The sequence below is a fragment of the Microbacterium sp. TPU 3598 genome (assembly GCF_002356155.1).
In the GTDB taxonomy this organism is placed as follows: domain Bacteria; phylum Actinomycetota; class Actinomycetes; order Actinomycetales; family Microbacteriaceae; genus Microbacterium; species Microbacterium maritypicum_A.
Genome location: NZ_AP017975.1, coordinates 1257952 through 1275757 on the forward strand (window position 1 = coordinate 1257952; position 17806 = coordinate 1275757).

The 17806-nt window shown below is 69.4% G+C and carries 14 protein-coding genes and 1 pseudogene; 7 read left to right on the forward strand and 8 right to left on the reverse strand.

The genetic code is table 11. The features are described from left to right. The first annotated feature begins 72 nt into the window (after positions 1-72). Positions 73-1995, forward strand: coding sequence for a BglG family transcription antiterminator (locus MST3598_RS05895; protein ID WP_029260574.1), 1923 nt, complete (start codon positions 73-75; stop codon positions 1993-1995). Positions 1996-2006: 11 nt separating this feature from the next. Here the strand turns inward: MST3598_RS05895 and MST3598_RS05900 are convergent, their stop codons facing one another. Genes MST3598_RS05900 through MST3598_RS05910 form a run of 3 tightly spaced genes read right to left on the reverse strand, consistent with a single transcriptional unit; the run spans position 2007 to position 4773 of the window. Continuing rightward, positions 2007-2270: an HPr family phosphocarrier protein gene (locus tag MST3598_RS05900; protein WP_029260575.1), complete on the reverse strand. Its 264-nt coding sequence runs from the start codon at positions 2268-2270 to the stop codon at positions 2007-2009. Positions 2271-2272: 2 nt separating this feature from the next. Continuing rightward, a complete protein-coding gene (locus tag MST3598_RS05905) occupies positions 2273-3943 on the reverse strand; it encodes a phospho-sugar mutase (RefSeq protein WP_029260576.1) in 1671 nt (556 codons plus the stop codon). Continuing rightward, positions 3940-4773 carry a purine-nucleoside phosphorylase gene (locus tag MST3598_RS05910; RefSeq protein ID WP_021199689.1) on the reverse strand — a complete coding sequence of 278 codons (834 nt, stop codon included), beginning with the start codon at positions 4771-4773 and terminating at the stop codon, positions 3940-3942. Before MST3598_RS05910 ends, MST3598_RS05905 begins: the two co-directional genes overlap by 4 nt. Before the next feature lie 48 nt (positions 4774-4821). On the opposite strand from MST3598_RS05910, the gene MST3598_RS05915 reads away from it, so the two are divergent. Then, a complete protein-coding gene (locus MST3598_RS05915; protein WP_021199688.1) occupies positions 4822-6270 on the forward strand; it encodes an NAD(P)H-quinone dehydrogenase in 1449 nt (482 codons plus the stop codon). A 65-nt stretch (positions 6271-6335) separates the two neighbouring features. Here MST3598_RS05915 and MST3598_RS05920 read toward each other — a convergent pair whose 3' ends face one another. Continuing rightward, the gene (locus MST3598_RS05920; RefSeq protein WP_029260577.1) at positions 6336-8102 is read right to left on the reverse strand and encodes an acetyl/propionyl/methylcrotonyl-CoA carboxylase subunit alpha; all 1767 of its coding nucleotides are present in this window, start codon (positions 8100-8102) and stop codon (positions 6336-6338) included. Positions 8103-8180: 78 nt separating this feature from the next. Continuing rightward, the gene (locus MST3598_RS05925; RefSeq protein WP_029260578.1) at positions 8181-8819 is read right to left on the reverse strand and encodes a Maf family protein; all 639 of its coding nucleotides are present in this window, start codon (positions 8817-8819) and stop codon (positions 8181-8183) included. A 23-nt stretch (positions 8820-8842) separates the two neighbouring features. Here MST3598_RS05925 and MST3598_RS05930 point away from each other — a divergent pair. The 5 genes and pseudogenes from MST3598_RS05930 to MST3598_RS05950 all read left to right on the forward strand — a co-directional run bounded on the left by MST3598_RS05930 (position 8843) and on the right by MST3598_RS05950 (position 14553). Then, a pseudogene (locus MST3598_RS05930) lies at positions 8843-10086 on the forward strand (class I SAM-dependent RNA methyltransferase). Positions 10087-10126: 40 nt separating this feature from the next. Next, positions 10127-10786 (forward strand): response regulator transcription factor, encoded by a 660-nt coding sequence (locus tag MST3598_RS05935; RefSeq protein WP_021199684.1) that lies wholly within the window; start codon positions 10127-10129, stop codon positions 10784-10786. Continuing rightward, positions 10776-12011: an ATP-binding protein gene (locus MST3598_RS05940; protein ID WP_021199683.1), complete on the forward strand. Its 1236-nt coding sequence runs from the start codon at positions 10776-10778 to the stop codon at positions 12009-12011. The genes MST3598_RS05935 and MST3598_RS05940 overlap by 11 nt, the downstream gene beginning before the upstream one ends. Then, positions 12008-13000: a hypothetical protein gene (locus tag MST3598_RS05945; RefSeq protein ID WP_231479847.1), complete on the forward strand. Its 993-nt coding sequence runs from the start codon at positions 12008-12010 to the stop codon at positions 12998-13000. Before MST3598_RS05940 ends, MST3598_RS05945 begins: the two co-directional genes overlap by 4 nt. 353 nt (positions 13001-13353) lie before the next feature. Beyond that, positions 13354-14553, forward strand: a complete 1200-nt coding sequence (locus MST3598_RS05950) for an ROK family transcriptional regulator (RefSeq protein ID WP_029260580.1) — start codon at positions 13354-13356, stop codon at positions 14551-14553. Positions 14554-14894: 341 nt separating this feature from the next. Here the strand turns inward: MST3598_RS05950 and MST3598_RS05955 are convergent, their stop codons facing one another. The 3 genes from MST3598_RS05955 to MST3598_RS05965 all read right to left on the reverse strand — a co-directional run bounded on the left by MST3598_RS05955 (position 14895) and on the right by MST3598_RS05965 (position 17746). Next, entirely contained in the window at positions 14895-15089 is a 195-nt protein-coding gene (locus MST3598_RS05955; protein WP_036271958.1) for an acyl-CoA carboxylase subunit epsilon, read from the reverse strand. Between the two features lie 47 nt (positions 15090-15136). Continuing rightward, a complete protein-coding gene (locus MST3598_RS05960; protein ID WP_373695373.1) occupies positions 15137-16726 on the reverse strand; it encodes an acyl-CoA carboxylase subunit beta in 1590 nt (529 codons plus the stop codon). 81 nt (positions 16727-16807) lie between these two features. After that, positions 16808-17746, reverse strand: coding sequence for a hypothetical protein (locus MST3598_RS05965; protein WP_029260583.1), 939 nt, complete (start codon positions 17744-17746; stop codon positions 16808-16810). Between the last annotated feature and the right edge of the window lie 60 nt (positions 17747-17806).

A 17806-nucleotide genomic window follows, 5' to 3' on the forward strand; every position in this document is an offset into this window, starting at 1 on the left:
GAGGGCGCCGGGCACCTGACATCATGGAGAACACGTCGAGACAGTGCGGTCAGCACGCGGAAGGGGAGGATCATGTCGCGCCAGCGCCAGGACCAGCTCCTCGCGGCGTTGCTGCGCCAGGAGGGGTGGGCGACGGCGGCGAGCCTCGCCGACCTGATGGGCGTCACCCCGCGCAGCATCCGCTCCTATGTCGCGGCGCTGAACGCCCGCACGCCCGGGGCCGCGGTGATCGAGTCGGGTCCTGCGGGCTACCGTGCCGGATCCGGCGCCCGTGGCGCGCTGCGGATGCGCCAGACGGGGGATTCCGCACCCCGCGACCGTCTGCACACGCTTGTGCGGCTCCTGCTCGACGAGCACGGAGGCATCGACGTGTTCGACACCGCCGAGGATCTGCACGTCAGTGAAGCGACGCTCGAAGCGGACCTGGTGCGCGTGCGGGGTCTGCTCGACGGCACGGATCTGGTGCTCGAGCGCGAGCGCGAGACCGTGCGACTGCGCGGCAACGAGACGGCGCAGCGCCGCCTGCTCAGCAGACTCGCCCACGACGAGATGGACGACGCCTCGTTCCATCCGGAGACGTTCCGTCGGGCGCTCTCCGGATCGGCGGTGGCCGCCAGCGCGGTCGGGCCGTTCAAGTCCGCGCTCGTGCGCGAACTCGGCGAACTCGGCTACTACGTGAACGAACTCGCGATCTCCGATGTGCTGCTGCACATCGCGATCGCCGCCGAGCGGGTCGCCGCTGGACACACCCTCGAATCGACCCCGGCGGGCACCCGAGAGGAGATCCCGCGCGTCGGGACCGTCATCGCCCGCCTCGCCTTCGAGCATTTCTCCGTGGTCCTCGGCGAGGGGGACAGCGGTCATCTCGCATCCCTCGTGCTCACCCGCATCGTCGCGCCGGGCGAGGACGCGACGCGTGAGGTCGCACGCAGCGGCGTGGATCCGAAAGTCGAGGCCGCGGTACGCGCGGAGATCGCCCGAGCGGCGGAGGACTTCCAGGTCGACCTCGTCGACGAGACCTTCGTGCTGCGTCTCGCCCTGCACGTGCAGAATCTGCTGCGCCGCGCCGAAGAGAGCGCCCTCACCCGCAATCCGCTCACCCGGTCGCTGAAGACGACGTACCCGATGATCTTCGAGGTGGCCGTCTCGATCGCCAGCGGCCTGCACGACCGGGTCGGCACACCCATCCACGACGACGAGATCGCCTACATCGCCATGCACGTGGGTGGGCGTCTCGAACGCAGCCGCAAGGCCGAGTCGATCCTCACCGCCACCATCGTCTGCCCGGGCTATCACGAGTTGCATGAGCTGCTCCGCTCCAGCGTCGACCGCTCCCTGGGGTCGGCGATCGAGGTCACGACCGTCGTGACCAATGTCGATCCCGACTGGGCGTCCTTCGACACCGACCTCGTGCTCAGCACGATCGAACCGGGGTCGTCCGGCGACCGATTCGTGCGCATCCAGCCGTTCCTGACCGACGCCGACGTCGACCGGATCCAGCAGGCGGCCGCCCGGGTGCGCCGAGGGCGACGTCTCACGCGGCTCCGTGGCGAACTCGCCCGCTACTTCCTCGCCGACGCGTACGTGTTCCCGCTTCCCGATGAGGGGGAGGAGACGATCATCCGTCGTCTCGGCGGTCTCCTGGTGCAGGCCGGCCTGATCGGCGAGGACTACGTCGAGAACACCATCGTGCGGGAGCGGATGTCGTCGACGGCGTTCACCGATGCACTCGCCGTCCCCCACGCACTCCAGATGACCGCCACCCGCACCGCGATCGCCATCGGCGTCGCGGACGGCTCAGCGGCCTGGGGCGGCGGACGCGTGCAGGTCGTCGCGCTCGCCGCGTTCAGCGAGAGCGATCGTGCGGCGTTCCAGACCGTGTTCGAACAGCTCGTCGAAGTGTTCAGCGAACGCGAGAGCGTGCAGCGGATCGTCCGGAAGGGAACGACGTTCGAGGCGTTCCTCGATGAGCTCGTCGCTGTGATCGACGGCTGACGGCGCAGCGGTCACCCGCGGGGAGCGAGTACCTCCGCGAGCTGGTCGAGAACGGCCTCCGCCGTCGCGGAGGGCGCCGTCTCGATCACCACGGAGTCCCCGGAGGCGATCCCCAGGTCCATGACCGCCAGCACGCTCGTCAGATCGACGGTCGTGCCGTCGGCCGTGCGCAGGGTGACCGGAGCCTCGTGCGACTGCGCGAGTCGCACGAGCTCGGCCACCGGACGCGCGTGAACCCCGTTGTGCGCGCTGACGATGAGGCGTCGGACCGGCATGCTCAGGAGCGTTCGTCGAGGAGGGCGCGGACGCCCGCTTCGAGCTCCGCGACGGCGTCACGTGCGCTCTCGGCCGACTCCGCCCTCGCATCGATGTAGACCTTCAGCTTGGGCTCGGTCCCGCTGGGGCGCACGATCACACGGGAGCCGTCGCCGAGACGGTACCGCAGCACGTCTCCGGAGGGCTGACCCGGTGCGGCCTGCAGCAGGTCCTCGGCCGAGGCGATCGATCGGCCGCCGATGTGCGTCGGCGGGAGTGTGCGCAGCGCGAGCATCACGGAGCCGATGACGGCGAGGTCCTCGACCCGCACCGACACCTGACCGCTCGCGAAATGCCCGTACGTCTCACCCAGCTCGTCGAGCAGATCGACGAGCGTGGCTCCGCGATCGCGGGCCTCGGCGGCGAGGCCGAGGATGGCGACGGCCGCCGACACCCCGTCCTTGTCGCGCACGGTCTCCGGATTCACGAGGTAGCCGAGAGCCTCTTCGAAGCCGAAGACGATACCCGGTGCCCGGGAGATCCATTTGAAGCCGGTGAGGGTCTCGTGGAAGTCCAACCCGTGATGCGCGGCGACGGCGCCGAGGCCGGGGGAAGAGACGAGAGAGCACGCGAGCGAGGCGCCCGGTGTGCCGGCCGCCGCGCGTGCGGCTCTCGCGCCGAGCAGGAGACCGACCTCGTTGCCGGTGAGACGACGCCAGCCGTCGGGGGCGGAGTCGTCGGGGACCGCGACGGCCAGTCGATCCGCATCGGGGTCGTTCGCCAGGATGAAGTCGGCCTTCACTCGTCGGGCGCGCGCGAACGCGAGATCCATCGCCCCCGGTTCTTCCGGATTCGGGAACGACACGGTGCGGAACGTGGCGTCGGGGGTGAGCTGCTCGTCGACGACGAACGGCTGCGGGTATCCCGCTTCCTTGACGATGCGGGACAGCGTCTCCCAGCCGACCCCGTGCATCGCGGTGTACACCCACCGCATCCCGGTCGTCCCGGCGGGTGCTGGCGCCACGGCCACGGTTGCCGCGATGTAGGCTTCGACGACCTCTTCGCCGGCCGTCTCATACTCGGTGGAGCGCGGCAACGCGGTGATGGAGCCCTCGTCGGCGATGCGCTGGATGTGCGCGGCGATCTCGGCGTCCGCCGGGGCGACGATCTGGGATCCCTGGTCGGCGCCACCGAGGTACACCTTGTAACCGTTGTCGTTCGGCGGGTTGTGGCTCGCCGTCACCATCACGCCGGCATCGGCGCCGAAGTGGCGCACGGCGAAGGCGAGGACGGGCGTCGGGAGCAGGCGGGGAAGCAGGATGGCCCGCAGACCGGCTCCGGCGAACAGCTCGGCGGAGTCCGTCGCGAACACGCGGGAGTTCCGGCGCCCGTCGTAGCCGATCACGACCGTCGGGGTCGCGCCGTGCGACTTCTCGCGCAGGTAGGCGGCGAAGCCGGCTGCGGCCTGGCCGACGAGAACCCGGTTCATCCGGTTGCTGCCGGCGCCGAGTTCGCCGCGGAGACCCGCGGTTCCGAAGGCGAGGCGAGTGCGGAAGCGGTCGTCGAGGTCGGCGACGGCCTCTCGGTCGCCGGCGGCCGCACGTGTGATCACGCCGGCCAGCTCGTCGCGCGTCTGCGGATCCGGGTCCTGTCGCAACCAGGCGCGGGCCTGGGCGAGCCGCTCGTCGCTCACAGGGCCTCGACCACCCTGGCCAGAAGCGCGGAGATCACAGGTTCGGCCTCGCGCCCGGCCTCGATCACCTCGGCATGGCTGAGCGGTGTCTGCTGGATGCCGGCGGCGAGGTTGGTGATGAGCGAGAACCCGAGGATCTCCATGCCGGCCTCGCGGGCGGCGATCGCCTCGAGCGCGGTCGACATGCCCACGATGTGGCCACCGATGTGCTTCGCCATCTGCACCTCCGCCGGGGTCTCGTAGTGGGGGCCGCGGAACTGCGTGTAGACGCCCTCGTCGAGCATCGGGTCGATCGTCCGGGCGATCTCGCGCAGACGCTTCGAGTAGAGGTCGGTGAGGTCGACGAACGTGGCGCCCTCGAGCGGAGAGTCGGCGGTGAGGTTGATGTGGTCGCTGATGAGCACGGGCTGACCGGGCGTCCACGTCTCGCGGATGCCGCCAGCGCCGTTCGTGAGCACCATGATCTTGGCGCCTGTCGCGGCGGCGGTGCGCACGCTGTGCACGACACGGCGCACACCGTGGGCTTCGTAGTAGTGGGTGCGCGCGCCGATGACGAGGACGTTCTTGCCGTCGGGGGTGCGGATGCTGCGCAGCGTACCGACGTGTCCTTCGAGCGCGGGCTTGGAGAAGCCGGTGACCTCGGTCGCGGGGATCGTCGCCACGGTCTCGCCGATGATGTCCGCGGCCTTGCCCCAGCCGCTGCCGAGGGTGAGGGCGATGTCGTGCTTCTCGACGCCGGTCAGACGGGCGATGTCGGCGGCGGCCTGTGCGGCGACCTCGAAGGGGTTCGCGGTCGGGTCGTCGAGGGGGTTGCTGTGCGTTTCGGGCATGGATCCACTCTAGGAAGGTGCAGGCTCGGGTGCCAGGATTGCGCGAGAATGGATTCCATGTCTTCCACCACTTTCGAGCGCACTCAGCGCGTCGCCGTCCTCGGCGGCGGTCCCGGCGGCTACGAGGCGGCCCTCGCGGCAGCCCAGTTGGGGGCCGAGGTCACCCTGGTCGAGCGCGTGGGAGTCGGCGGATCCGCCGTCCTCACCGACGTCGTGCCCTCGAAGAGCCTGATCGCCACCGCCGATGCGGCCGTCGCCATCTCCGAGGCGAGCGACCTCGGGGTCAACTTCTACGCCAAGGGCGACCACTCGCGACCCCTCAAGCCCGAGATCGCGATCAACCTCGCCGCCGTGAACAAGCGGCTCCTCGCGCTGGCGGGTCAGCAGTCCGAGGACATGCGTGCGACGCTCCTCGAAGCGGGCGTACGCATCCTCTCCGGTCACGGTCGCCTCGAAGGGCCCACCGCGATCATCGTGTCGACGGGCCAGGGCGGGACCGACTTCGACCGGGTCGAGGCCGACACGATCATCGTGGCGGTCGGTGCCTCTCCGCGCGAGCTGGACTCGGCCAAGCCCGACGGCAAGCGCATCCTGACGTGGACGCAGCTGTACGACATGAAGGCGCTCCCCGAGCACCTCATCGTGGTCGGTTCCGGTGTCACCGGTGCGGAGTTCGCCTCCGCCTACATGAACCTCGGTGCCAAGGTGACCTTGATCTCCAGCCGCGAGCAGGTGCTCCCTGGCGAGGACAAGGATGCGGCGAGCGTTCTGGAGAAGGTCTTCAAGCGCGGGGGCATGCAGGTGCTCTCCAAGTCCCGTGCCGACCGCGTCGAGGTCACGGATGACGGGGTCACGGTCACCCTGTCGGACGGGCGCACGGTCGATGGCAGCCACTGCCTGATGGCGGTCGGTTCCATCCCGAACACCGCGGGCATCGGTCTGGAGGAGGCGGGTGTCGAGCTCGATGAGTCGGGACACGTGCGGGTGAACCGGGTCGCGCGCACCTCCGTCCCCAACGTGTACGCGGTCGGCGACTGCACGAACTTCTTCCCGCTGGCCTCGGTCGCCTCGATGCAGGGGCGCACGGCCGTCTTCCACGCCCTCGGCGACATCGTCATCCCGCTCGAACAGATCAAGATCACCTCGAACATCTTCACCGCGCCCGAGATCGCCACGGTCGGCTACGGCGAGAAGGACGTCGAGGACGGTGTGGCCGACGGCCTGGTCTACAAGCTCCCGCTCGCGGCGAACCCGCGCGCGAAGATGATGGGCATCAAGGACGGCTTCGTCAAGCTCATCGCCCGCAAGGGATCGGGCACCGTGATCGGCGGCGTGATCGTGGCGCCGAAGGCATCGGAGCTGATCTACCCGATCGCGGTCGCCGTCGAACGCCGTCTCACGGTCGACCAGGTCTCGCGGGTCTTCGCGGCATACCCCTCGCTCTCCAGCAGCATCACCGATGCGAGCAGGGCGATGCATCTCGTGAACATCTCCTGATCCCGGGAGAGATGCGGAAAGGGCGCCCCACCTCGGTGGGGCGCCCTTTCCGCTGATGCCGGGTGTCAGCTGATCGTGAGCAGCTGGTGTCCTGCGGAGACCGTGGCGCCGGTATCCGCGTTGATGTTGCCGACCACGCCGTCCTTGTGCGCCTGCAGCGGCTGCTCCATCTTCATGGCTTCGAGCACGACCACCAGGTCGCCCTTGACGACCTGCTGTCCGTCGGCGACGGCGATCTTGACGACGGTCGCCTGCATGGGCGACTTCACCGCGTCGCCGGAGGCCCCGGCGTTGGCGGTGGTGGCGTGGCTGCGGCGCGACGGCGGAACCGCTGCCGGGCGTCCGGCGGTACCGGCGGCGACGGCCACGCGGTCGGGGAGGCTCACCTCGAGGCGCTTGCCGGAGACCTCGACGACCACGGTGTGACGTGCTTCGGCGGAGGTCGGTGCTTCGAGCTCCCCGTCCCACGCGGGGATGTCGTTGACGAACTCGGTCTCGATCCAGCGGGTGAAGATCCCGAACTCGCCGTCCTCCGCCGTGAACGCGGGATCGCGCACGACCTTGCGGTGGAACGGGATGACGGTGGGGAGACCGGCGACCTCGAACTCATCGAGTGCGCGGCGCGAGCGCTCCAGCGCTTCCGCCCTGTCCTTGCCCGTCACGATGATCTTCGCGAGCAGGGAGTCGAAGGCGCCGGACACCGAGTCGCCGGCGGTGACGCCGGAGTCGAGACGGATGCCGGGGCCTCCGAAGGTCTTGAAGACGTGGATCGGGCCGGGCTGGGGCAGGAATCCGCGACCGGGGTCCTCGCCGTTGATGCGGAACTCGATCGAGTGCCCCTGGGGCTTCGGGTCGTCGTAGTCGATGGTGCCGCCGGCCGCGATGCGGAACTGCTCGCGCACCAGATCGATACCGGTGACCTCTTCGGAGACGGGGTGCTCGACCTGCAGGCGCGTGTTCACCTCGAGGAATGAGACCGTGCCGTCGGCGCCGATGAGGAACTCGCAGGTGCCGGCACCGACGTATCCGACCTCCTTCAGGATGGCCTTCGATGCCGAGTAGAGCAGCTCGTTCTGCTCCTCCGTGAGGAACGGGGCCGGTGCCTCTTCGACGAGCTTCTGGTGGCGGCGCTGCAGCGAGCAGTCGCGCGTCGAGATGACGACGACGTTTCCTGCGGCATCGGCCAGACACTGGGTCTCGACGTGACGCGGCTTGTCGAGGTACTTCTCGACGAAGCACTCGCCGCGTCCGAAGGCGGCGACGGCCTCGCGGGTGGCGGATTCGAAGAGCTCGGCGACCTCGTCGAGCTCGCGGGCGACCTTGAGGCCGCGTCCGCCGCCGCCGTACGCGGCCTTGATGGCGATCGGGAGGCCGAACTCCTTCGCGAAGGCGATGACCTCATCGGCGCCTTCGACGGGGCCGGGGGTGCCGGGAGCGAGAGGCGCGCCGACCTTCTCAGCGACGTGACGCGCGGTCACCTTGTCGCCGAGAGCCTCGATGGCCTCCGGAGACGGGCCGATCCAGGTCATCCCCGCCTCGATGATGGCGCGTGCGAACTCGGCGTTCTCGGCGAGGAACCCGTAGCCGGGGTGCACGGCGTCGGCACCGGCGCGGCGGGCGATGGAGAGGATCTTCTCGATCTGGAGGTAGGTCTCCGCGCTGGTCGAGCCGCCGAGAGCGTAGGCCTCGTCGGCGAGGCGGGTGTGCAGGGCATCCCGGTCCTGGTCGGCGTAGACGGCGACCGAGGCGATCCCGGAGTCGCGGGCGGCGCGGATGATGCGGACGGCGATCTCGCTGCGGTTGGCGATGAGCACCTTGGCGATAGCAGGCATGCTTGCCAGCCTAGCGAGAACGACCCCGATCCCTTTGACGACTCCCCACAAGAAAGTCGGGAAAACGTGGAGGGGAGTCTACGACCAGAGGTCGGTCCAACGGACACCGAGCTCGGTGGCGAGACGGCGGACGGTCGACAGGGACATGCCGACGACCGTCGAAGGATCGCCGTCCACCCGGGTGATGAACGCCCCGCCCAGGCTGTCGACGGTGAAGGCTCCCGCCACGAGGAGCGGCTCTCCGGAGGCGACGTACGCGGCGATCTCGGCGTCGCTCACGTCGTCGGCGAACGTCACGGCGGCCGCGGCGACCGCGGTGGCCTCTTTGGGCTCGGCGTCGGGGGAGACCCGGAACACCGAGTGCCCGGAATGCAGGATGCCGGTCTCGCCGCGCATCTCCTGCCAGCGCCTGGTCGCCTCCTCGGCGGTGTACGGCTTGCCGTAGACCCGCCCGCCGAGCGCGAACATCGAATCCCCGCCGATCACCAGGCCGTCGAAGGTCCCGTCCGCAGCGAGGCTCCGTGCGACGGCGGCCGCCTTCGCGCGGGCGAGCAGAAGCACCAGTTCCTCCGGCGCGAGGGGGGCGCCCCTCTTCTCCTCCTCGGCGGCGGCGACCGCATCCTCATCGACGTCGGGCGACAGCGTGAGCGGTTCGATTCCCGCCTGCCGGAGCAGCATGAGGCGGGCGGGCGAGGTGGAGGCGAGGCAGACGCGCATGTCCACCACCGTATCCTCGAAGAATGACTTCCTCCCCAGCCGACGTGCTCGAACTCGACATCACCGGCATCGCGCACGGGGGCACGTTCATCGCCCGCCACGAGGGACGCGTGGTCTTCGTCTCCGACGCGATCCCCGGAGAGCGGGTCCGGGCCCGGGTGATCGCCCCGCAGGAGGGGGCGGACGCCTCGACCCGCAGCTTCTGGCGGGCCGAGACCATCGAGGTGCTGGAGGCGTCGGAGCACCGCCGCCCGCACGTGTGGGCGGAAGCCGACGTGTCGCGGGACCCGGCCGACCGCCCCGGTGGCGCCGACCTCGGCCACATCGACATCGACCACCAGCGTGAGCTCAAGCAGCGTGTGCTGACCGAGGCGCTGGAGCGTTTCGCAGGCAGCGGTCTGGTCGCCCCCGAGATCGAGTCGGTGGAATCGGGCGACGGTCTCGGATGGCGCACACGCGTCACCCTGCACGTCGACGACACGGGAGTCGCCGGTCCGTTCGCCGCGCGCAGCCACCGCGTCGTCCCCGTGACCTCGCATCCGCTGGCCCGGCCCGCGATCGCCGAAGCGGCGCTCGCGCTGCGGGGCGAGGCCCCCGGCCGCATCGAACTCGTCGAGCCCGCCGACGGCACGGTGCGCGTCATCCGACGTGAGGAGACCGAGCGCGCCCCCGCGTGCAGCGTGGGTTCCGCAAGCGTCCCACTCCCGAGGTGATCCACGAGATGGTCAACGACCGTCGATTCGAGGTCGACGCCACGGGCTTCTGGCAGGTGCACCCGCGCGCGGCCTCCGTGCTCGACGCCGCGGTCTACGGAATCCTCGACGGACATGTCGACGACCAGAAGACGCACTACGACCTGTATGGAGGGGTCGGCCTGTTCGCCGCGACGCTCGCCGATCTCGGCGGGACCGACATCGTGACGGTCGAGTCCAGTGCACGCGCCACTGCGCACGCCGCCGTGAATCTCGCGCCGCTCGACGTGAACGCCGTGACGGCGCGCGTCGATCGCTTCCTGGCGACGCAGAAGAGCGGGCGCACCGGCGCCGTCGTGCTCGACCCGCCCCGCGCCGGTGCCGGTCGGCAGGTCGTCGAAGCGCTGCACGCGCTCGCGCCGGAGGCCATCGCGTACGTCGCGTGCGACCCCGTGGCACTCGCCCGGGATCTCGGCACCTTCCGCACCCTCGGTTGGAACGTCGACCGACTTCGGGGCTTCGATCTGTTCCCGCACTCGCACCACTTCGAAGTCGTCGCGCTGCTCACACGATGAGCGATCCGCGGCTTCTCGGGGGACTCAGTAGGCTGAGGGGATGAGCACGGTCGCACTCATCGACGATCACGAGTCCGTTCGCCTCGGCCTCGAGGCCGCGTGCGCGCGTGATTCGCAGACCGTGGTCTTCTCCGGGAGCACGGTGGTCTCCTACCTCGAATGGCGCAAAGCCACCGCGGCCGCACCTGCCGAGGTGGTCGTCCTCGACCTCACCCTCGGCGACGGCACGACCGTGACCGAGAACGTGACCTCACTGGTCAACGACGGCGCGAGCGTCGTGATCCACAGCGTCGCCGATCGGCCGGCAGCCGTGCGCGAGGCGCTCGCCGCCGGGGCCGCCGGCGTGGTGAGCAAGTCCTCCGCCCTCGACGACGTGCTCGACGCGATCCGCACGGTGGCGCAGGGCGAGGCTCTCAACAATGTCGAATGGGCGAGCGCGGTCGAGGGAGACCGGGCGTTCGCCGATGCGCAGCTCGCCACGCGCGAACGCGAGGTGCTCCGTCTGTATGCGACGGGGCTGCCGTTGAAGGCCGTCGCCGAGAAGCTGGGTGTCGCCTACTCCACGGCCAAGGAGAACATCACCCGCATCCGCGTGAAGTACGTCGAGGTCGGGCGTCCGGCGCCGACGAAGGTCGATCTGCTGCGCCGGGCGATGGAAGACGGGATCGTCACGGCTGACGAGGCACCCGGTGGCCGCTGAGCCGCTCAGCATCCGCGACGCGTGGAGCAAGATCCCCTCTCCGGGGAGCACGGAGACGGCGTACGAGCGCTTCACCGGCACCCGCATGGAGCGGATCCTCGCGATCGTCGTCGCGATCGGCTCGGCGGTTCTCGGCGCGCAGGCGCTGATCTCTGCGATGGCGTCGCTCTCGCACGCGGATCCTGCGCACGTCGTCACCCTGATCGTGGTGTTCGTGCCGTTGGCTGCGATGCTGGTCGCTTGTCTGGTGGGCCGGGGGGTGCGCACCTTCTCCGGTATCTTCGCCGTGGTCTACGTCCTCGCGCTCGCCGCCTGGCCGACGATCGTCGACCCGTCGGACAAGGGCGCCGGCGAGCAGCCCTGGATCTTCTTCCTGGTCAATGTCGGCGTGGTCGCGGCGATGCTCGCGTTCCCGTTGCCGCTCCAGTTCGCCTGGGCGGCGGGGATGCCGTTCGTCTACGGCTACGTGCGGCTCGTCCAGGGGGAGTTCTCGCGCGAGTTCTGGGTGACGACGGCGTTCGACGTGTCGTTCACCCTCATCCTCGGGGTCGTCATCATCTCCCTGGGCTGGATGTTCCGTTCCGTCGCCGCCGGCGTGGACGAGGCCAGGGGACAGGCGGTGGCGTCGTACTCGACAGCGGCTGCGGCGGCCGCCGCGGAGGAGGAGCGGGCGACGATGTCCGCACTGATGCATGACAGCGTCCTCGCCGCGCTGATCGCCGCGGAGCGGGCTGAGGGGGAGCGTGCCGAAGAGCTCGCCGTCGCCATGGCCCGGGAGGCACTCACTCGCCTCGCCAATACCGAAGCGGCCGTCGCGCAGGAGGGCAGTGACGAGCCGGTCGGCACGGCGCAGATCGTCGTGGAGCTGCGTAGAGCCCTGTCCGAGCTCGGCGCTGATGCGATCGTCGAGGAGCGCGGCGGCATCGGCCTCATACCCGGGCGGGCCGCTCGCGCACTCGTGCTCGCCGCGCGGCAGGCGATCGGCAACGCCGTGTCCCACGCCAACGGTCGTGGACTCCACATCATCGTCGAGGGGCACGGCGACGAGGGGATCGGCGTGACGGTTTCGGACACCGGCGGCGGCTTCGACGTGGCGTCGATCGGTGCCGACCGTCTCGGGATCCGGGCGTCGATCTTCGCACGTATGGCGGGCGTCGCCGGCACGGCCGACATCGTCTCCGACGCGCACGGCACGACCGTGACGCTGGGATGGGAGCGCGCGTGAACCGCACCGTGCGCAGCGTCGCCACCTCTCTCGCCGTCGGCTTCGCCCTGTACTTCGTCGCACGGGGGATCTGGTGGATCGAGCAGCCGACCGCTCCGCTGCTCATGGTCCTCGCCATCGGCCTGTATCTCGTGGTCGTGAACATCGCCATCCTCGGCGACGGCTCCTCGGTGCGGATGCCGACGTGGTCGGCGGTCCTCGCGCTGCTCGCGAGCATGGCGATTCCCGTGCTCGTGACCTTCTCGCTCGAGCCGGCGGATCGTACCGCCCCGTTCGCGACCTGGTACATCGGGGCGCTCGGACTGCTCGCGGTCGTGTGTGTGGTGCGTCGGCGGTCTCTGATCGGCTGGCTCGTGTTGGCGGTGCTCGTCCTGGCCGCGTCGGTGGCTCTGGGGTTCGTCGTGGCCCTCAACCTGGGGCTGGTCGGCTCGATCATGTGGGTGGCCGTCGCTCGACTCCTCGTGATGTTCTGGGATCGTGCGGTGCGCGACACCGAGCGCCTCGCCGAGATCCAGCAGGCGGTGTCCGCGTGGCATGCCACGCAGCGGGTGCGTCAGCGCGAGAGGCGTCTGCGCACGCAGTTCGCTCTGGCTGTCGCCGGTCCGGTGCTCAGCAGAGTGGTCGCGGCGCGAGGTGTGTTGAACGATCAGGAACGTCTGGACGCGCGGCTCGCCGAGGGCAGGCTGCGCGACGAACTGCGCGGCGCCGACCTCCTCAACGACGCGGTACGCAACGCGATCGAAGCTGCCCGACGGCGTGGAGTGGTCGTGACCGTCTTCGATGAGGGCGGGTTCGACGGCATAGACGAGTCCCGTCGCAAGGCGATCAGGGACGAACTGGCGGTCGTGCTGAGTCATGCACAGACATCTCGGCTCATCATCCGCTCGGGGCGGGACCCGCGTGTCGCCGTGACGGTGGTGGGCCGCGCGGGCACCCGCTCCTCGGGTGATGACGACGCGGTCGACCTCTGGCACGAGATTCCGCGCTGACGGAAGAACTTTCGGCAGGACCGGTGAGCGACCTCGGCTCCGTCCTCGGCCCCGGCCTGGGGAGGTGACCGGAGTCGAGGATGTGAGAGTGGGAGAGGGGCGGCGAATCCGCCTGCCCCTCTCCGTGCGGACAGTTACCCGAAAACCATCCGCTGGTGGCCGATCAGCGTCTGTCTACCCTGGGACAGAGAGACCAGCCGAACGCGAAGCGTCCTCTTCAGTCTGAGGGGTTCCGCAAACATTGTCTGTAGGTATTTTGGGGGACAAGATTCGGCATTTCGGGGGACACGATTTTCCCGTCGATGGGGGATCATTGGACGATGGCAACGCGTCGTGGCACCAATCTTCCGCGTATGGGCGACTTCAACCAGTCCGTGATCCTGGAGGCGATCCGCCAATCAGGCGAGGGGTTGAGCAGGATCGAGCTGTCGACCGCGACCCGGCTGTCGGCGCAGACCGTCACCAACATCACTCGGCGACTGCTCGATGACGGCTTCATCCGAGAGGCCGGCCGCACGATCAATGGACCGGGCAAGCCGCGCGTGACCCTGCGGCTCGTCGCCGACAGCCGCTTCGCGGTCGGCGTGCACCTCGATCCCGCCCTGATGACGTTCGTGCTGCTCGACCTGTCCGGCGCCATCGTCAGACGCCGGAGTGTGCGCACGCCGGCCGATGATCCGCTCCGGATCGTGGAGGCCATGGCGGAGACGATCGATGCCCTGATCGCGGAGTCCGGTGTGGATCGTTCGCGGATCGCAGGGGTGGGAGTCGCGGCTCCCGGTCCGCTCGACGCCGAGAAGGGCACGGTCATCGACCCGCCGAAGCTCGCCGGGTGGCATCGTGTGCCGCTGCGCGCGGTGCTGGCGGAGATGACGGGGATGCCGGTGGTGCTGGAGAAGGACACGACGTCGGCCGCGGTCGGAGAGCTGTGGACACGACGCGAGTCGGCCGACGACTCCTTCGTGTTCGTCTACCTGGGGATCGGCATCGGCGCCGCCCTGGCGAGAGACGGCGAGGCGGTCCGCGGGAGCACACGCAACATCGGCGAGGTCGGGCACATCATCGTCGACCCCGACGGGCCCTCATGCTGGTGCGGGTCCCGAGGGTGCGTGGAGGTCGTCTGCACCCCGCAGGCGATCGTCGAACGGGCTGAGCGCGCGGGAGTGTTCGACGACGCCCACCAGGCGTCCGATGCTGCGGCAGTCGATGCGAGATTCAGCCGACTGTGCGAGTACGCAGCGGACGGGAATGCCGCGGCGGTCGAGGTTCTGCGACAGGCAGCGGCACACATCGCGGTGCTGACGGCGGCTCTGACGAACATGCTCGATGTGGATCGGGTCGTGTTCGGAGGCCCTTTCTGGTCACGGCTCGCCGATGTGTACCTCCGAGAGGTTCCCGGCAGGCTCGATCACGCGAGTGCGACCCGCGCGGTGCGCACTCTCCCCGTCGATGGCACCGTCGTCGGGGACGACGTCGGTGCCGTGGGGGCCGCGTGCGTCGTGCTCGATTCCGTTCTCAGCCCTCGCGCCTCCGACCTGTTGCTCGAGAGCTGATCTCCGGACCCTACGCCGTCCGGCAGCGGTCGAGGTCGCGGGTTTGCGACTATAAGTCTATTCGATGTAGTATTTGGCGTTCCCCCAACGATCAGACCAGGGGAATCCACCGTCTCCCCGTGCGCTCGGCACCGTCGCACGTCGAGAAAGCGATTCCGGTCTGAGCCGGGGTGGACGCCCGACCCTTCACGGGAAGGGCGAGGCGGCAACGGGGAACGTCGCCGAGCGGGGCTCTGGGGGTCCTGCGACGATCGTCTGCGTGATTCGTGAAGCGGAGGGTTCGCGGATCACGCAGACGCACTCCTGCGCCACCGGAGCCGGCGCATGCTCCGCAGTGGCTGTCAGCCCGCGAAACGTCCCCACGGGATGTCACGCCGCAGCGGACGGCGGAGCGGACGCTGTGTCCGCGTCCACGCCGAGACAGACGGCTCCTCGGCGACGGCGTCCGCCGCCTCCGTCGCGTAGGCCTCGCTGATCACGGCGATGAGGGCGGCGAGTTCTTCTTCCGTAGCCGTCCCGCGCGTGATGTCGAGCATCGGCGTCTCCGAACCCGAAGCGCCGTGGTCCTGCGTGTCATTCCCGGTCACAGCGGGATGTTCCCGTGCTTCTTCGGGGGCAGCTCGGCACGCTTGCCACGCAGTGCGCGCAGCGCCTTCGCGATCGAGACGCGGGTGTTGGCCGGCTCGATGATCCCGTCGAGCTCGCCCCGCTCTGCCGCGAGGAACGGGGAGGCCACGTTGTACGTGTACTCGTTCGCGAGTCGGGTGCGGACGGCCGCGACGTCCTCACCGGCCTCCTCCGCCTTCTTGATCTCGCCCCGATACAGGATGTTGACCGCGCCCTGGCCGCCCATCACCGCGATCTCGGCCGTCGGCCATGCGAGGTTCACGTCGGCACCGAGCTGCTTCGAGCCCATCACGATGTAGGCGCCGCCGTAAGCCTTGCGCAGGATGACGGTGACCAGCGGCACGGTCGCCTCGGCGTAGGCGTAGAGCAGCTTCGCGCCGCGGCGGATGACGCCGGTCCACTCCTGATCGGTGCCGGGGAGGTAGCCGGGGACATCGACGAGCGTGACGATCGGGATCGAGAAGGCGTCGCAGAAGCGTACGAAGCGGCTCGCCTTCTCGCCGGCTTCGATGTTCAGCGTGCCGGCCATCTGCGAAGGCTGGTTGGCGATGATGCCGACCGACCGGCCCTCGATGCGTCCGAAGCCGATCACGATGTTGGGCGCGAAGAGCGGCTGGACCTCGAGGAAGTCGCCTTCGTCGACCACGTGCTCGATGACGGTGTGGATGTCGTACGGCTGGTTGGTCGAGTCGGGGACGAGCGTGTTCAGCGCGCGGTCGGCGTCGGTCGTCTCGAACTCGAAGGTGCTCTCGTATGTGGGAAGCTCCGCCATGTTGTTGTCCGGCAGGAAGCTGAGGAGCGTGCGGGCGTAGTCGATCGCGTCGTCCTCGTCTTCGGCGAGGTAGTGCGCCACGCCCGATCGGGTGTTGTGCGTGTAGGCGCCGCCGAGCTCTTCCATTCCGACGTCCTCGCCGGTGACCGTCTTGATCACGTCGGGGCCGGTCACGAACATCTGGCTGGTCTTGTCGACCATGATCACGAAGTCGGTGAGGGCGGGGGAGTACACCGCGCCGCCCGCAGCCGGCCCCATGATGATGGAGATCTGCGGGATCACACCGGACGCGCGGGTGTTCAGGCGGAAGATCTCACCGTACTTGCCGAGGGCGACGACGCCCTCCTGGATGCGCGCGCCCCCCGAGTCGAGGATCCCGATGCAGGGCATCCCGCCGGCGAGGGCGAACTCCATGATCTTGATGATCTTCTCGCCGGCGACTTCGCCGAGCGAACCGCCGAAGGTGGAGAAATCCTGCGAGTACACTGCGACCGTGCGGCCGTTGATCGTGCCCACGCCGGTGACGACCGAGTCGCCGTACGGTCGCGAACGATCCATGCCGAAGGCCGTGGTGCGGTGGCGCACATACTCGTCGAACTCGACGAAGCTCCCGGGGTCGACGAGCAGCTCGATGCGCTCGCGGGCGGTCATCTTGCCCTTCGCGTGCTGCTTCTCCTTCGCCTTCGCTTCCGCGTCGACGACGGCTTCTGTATAGCGAGCGCGCAGATCCGCGATCTTGCCGGCGGTGGTAAAGAGGTCGGGCTTGTCCGTCACGGATTCCACCCTATCGTCGGCTCGCCTCCGGCTGTTGGATGCTCGCCACAACGGGGCGGCCGATCCTTTGGCGAAGTGCGCTCAGCCCTCGGGTTCACCGGACTCGAGTTCCGGGTCGGTCTTGGGGCGGCGGCCGATCGAGCGGGCCTTGCGTCCCGCCCACTCCACCCCGCGGACGGTCGTGCCGGCCGCTCCCGCGACCGCGTTGCCCGCGTAGCGGGCACCTCGCAGCATCCGCAGCTCCAGCTTCTCGGCGCCGGGCACGGGTTCCAACTCGAGGGGAAGGTCCATCGGGGCGGCACCGAAGGCCTTGTGGGACGTCGTCAGCACGCGACGGCCGAGGATGTTGTTCCCCGCGCCTCCGATCGCAGCGCCGATGCCGAACGGGAGTGCCTTGCCGATGACCGAAGCGCTGCCCTTCGCCGCGAACTGCTTCACGAACATGCTCTTGAGCTGATCGACGAGGGGGCCGACCGCGGCGCGGGGGAGCGACTTCGTGACGAGCTCGCCCCAGTACGACGATCTGCTTCCTCCACGCCCGGCCACCTGACCGGCGAGCTGTCCGACGAGGTCGACGCCCTCTTTGCCGAGCATCAGCGTCATCACCAGCGCTCTGGCGCGATCCGGGTTCGCGACCGCGATCCCGTGCACCTCGGCGACCGACTGCGCGAACAGAGCGGTGGACTCCACGAAGCCGACCGTCTCCACGCCGGAGAGCGCAAGCGTGATGCCGGTGCCGATCCCGGGGACGACCGCCGTCGCGCCGACCGCCGCTCCGCCCGTCGTCACGGCTGCGAGGTAGCGACGCTCCAGGATGCGGATGATCTCCGCAGGCGATGCCTGCGGATTGCGCAGGCGGATGCTCCGGATGTGCGCCAGGACGAGCGGGCGCTGGATCGACAGCACGCGGTCGAGGCCCCGCACCATCATCGGGTGCTCCGCCGATCCGGCAGGGGGCACGCCCTTGTCCCAGGGAGCGTCGTCCGGGAGCGAATGGATCTTGTGCACCTTGGGGGCCATGGTGCGATCCTATGGAGCCAGCCCGCGAATACGCCGAAAGCCCGGCCCCTATGCGAGGCC

Coding starts and splice junctions, on each gene's coding strand:
- MST3598_RS05895 (WP_029260574.1), top strand. CDS start 73: ATGTCGCGCCAGCGCCAGGACCAGCTCCTCGCGGCGTTGCTGCGCCAG.
- MST3598_RS05900 (WP_029260575.1), bottom strand. CDS start 2,270: ATGCCGGTCCGACGCCTCATCGTCAGCGCGCACAACGGGGTTCACGCG.
- MST3598_RS05910 (WP_021199689.1), bottom strand. CDS start 4,773: ATGCCCGAAACGCACAGCAACCCCCTCGACGACCCGACCGCGAACCCC.
- MST3598_RS05915 (WP_021199688.1), top strand. CDS start 4,822: ATGGATTCCATGTCTTCCACCACTTTCGAGCGCACTCAGCGCGTCGCC.
- MST3598_RS05920 (WP_029260577.1), bottom strand. CDS start 8,102: ATGCCTGCTATCGCCAAGGTGCTCATCGCCAACCGCAGCGAGATCGCC.
- MST3598_RS05925 (WP_029260578.1), bottom strand. CDS start 8,819: ATGCGCGTCTGCCTCGCCTCCACCTCGCCCGCCCGCCTCATGCTGCTC.
- MST3598_RS05935 (WP_021199684.1), top strand. CDS start 10,127: ATGAGCACGGTCGCACTCATCGACGATCACGAGTCCGTTCGCCTCGGC.
- MST3598_RS05950 (WP_029260580.1), top strand. CDS start 13,354: ATGGGCGACTTCAACCAGTCCGTGATCCTGGAGGCGATCCGCCAATCA.
- MST3598_RS05955 (WP_036271958.1), bottom strand. CDS start 15,089: ATGCTCGACATCACGCGCGGGACGGCTACGGAAGAAGAACTCGCCGCC.
- MST3598_RS05965 (WP_029260583.1), bottom strand. CDS start 17,746: ATGGCCCCCAAGGTGCACAAGATCCATTCGCTCCCGGACGACGCTCCC.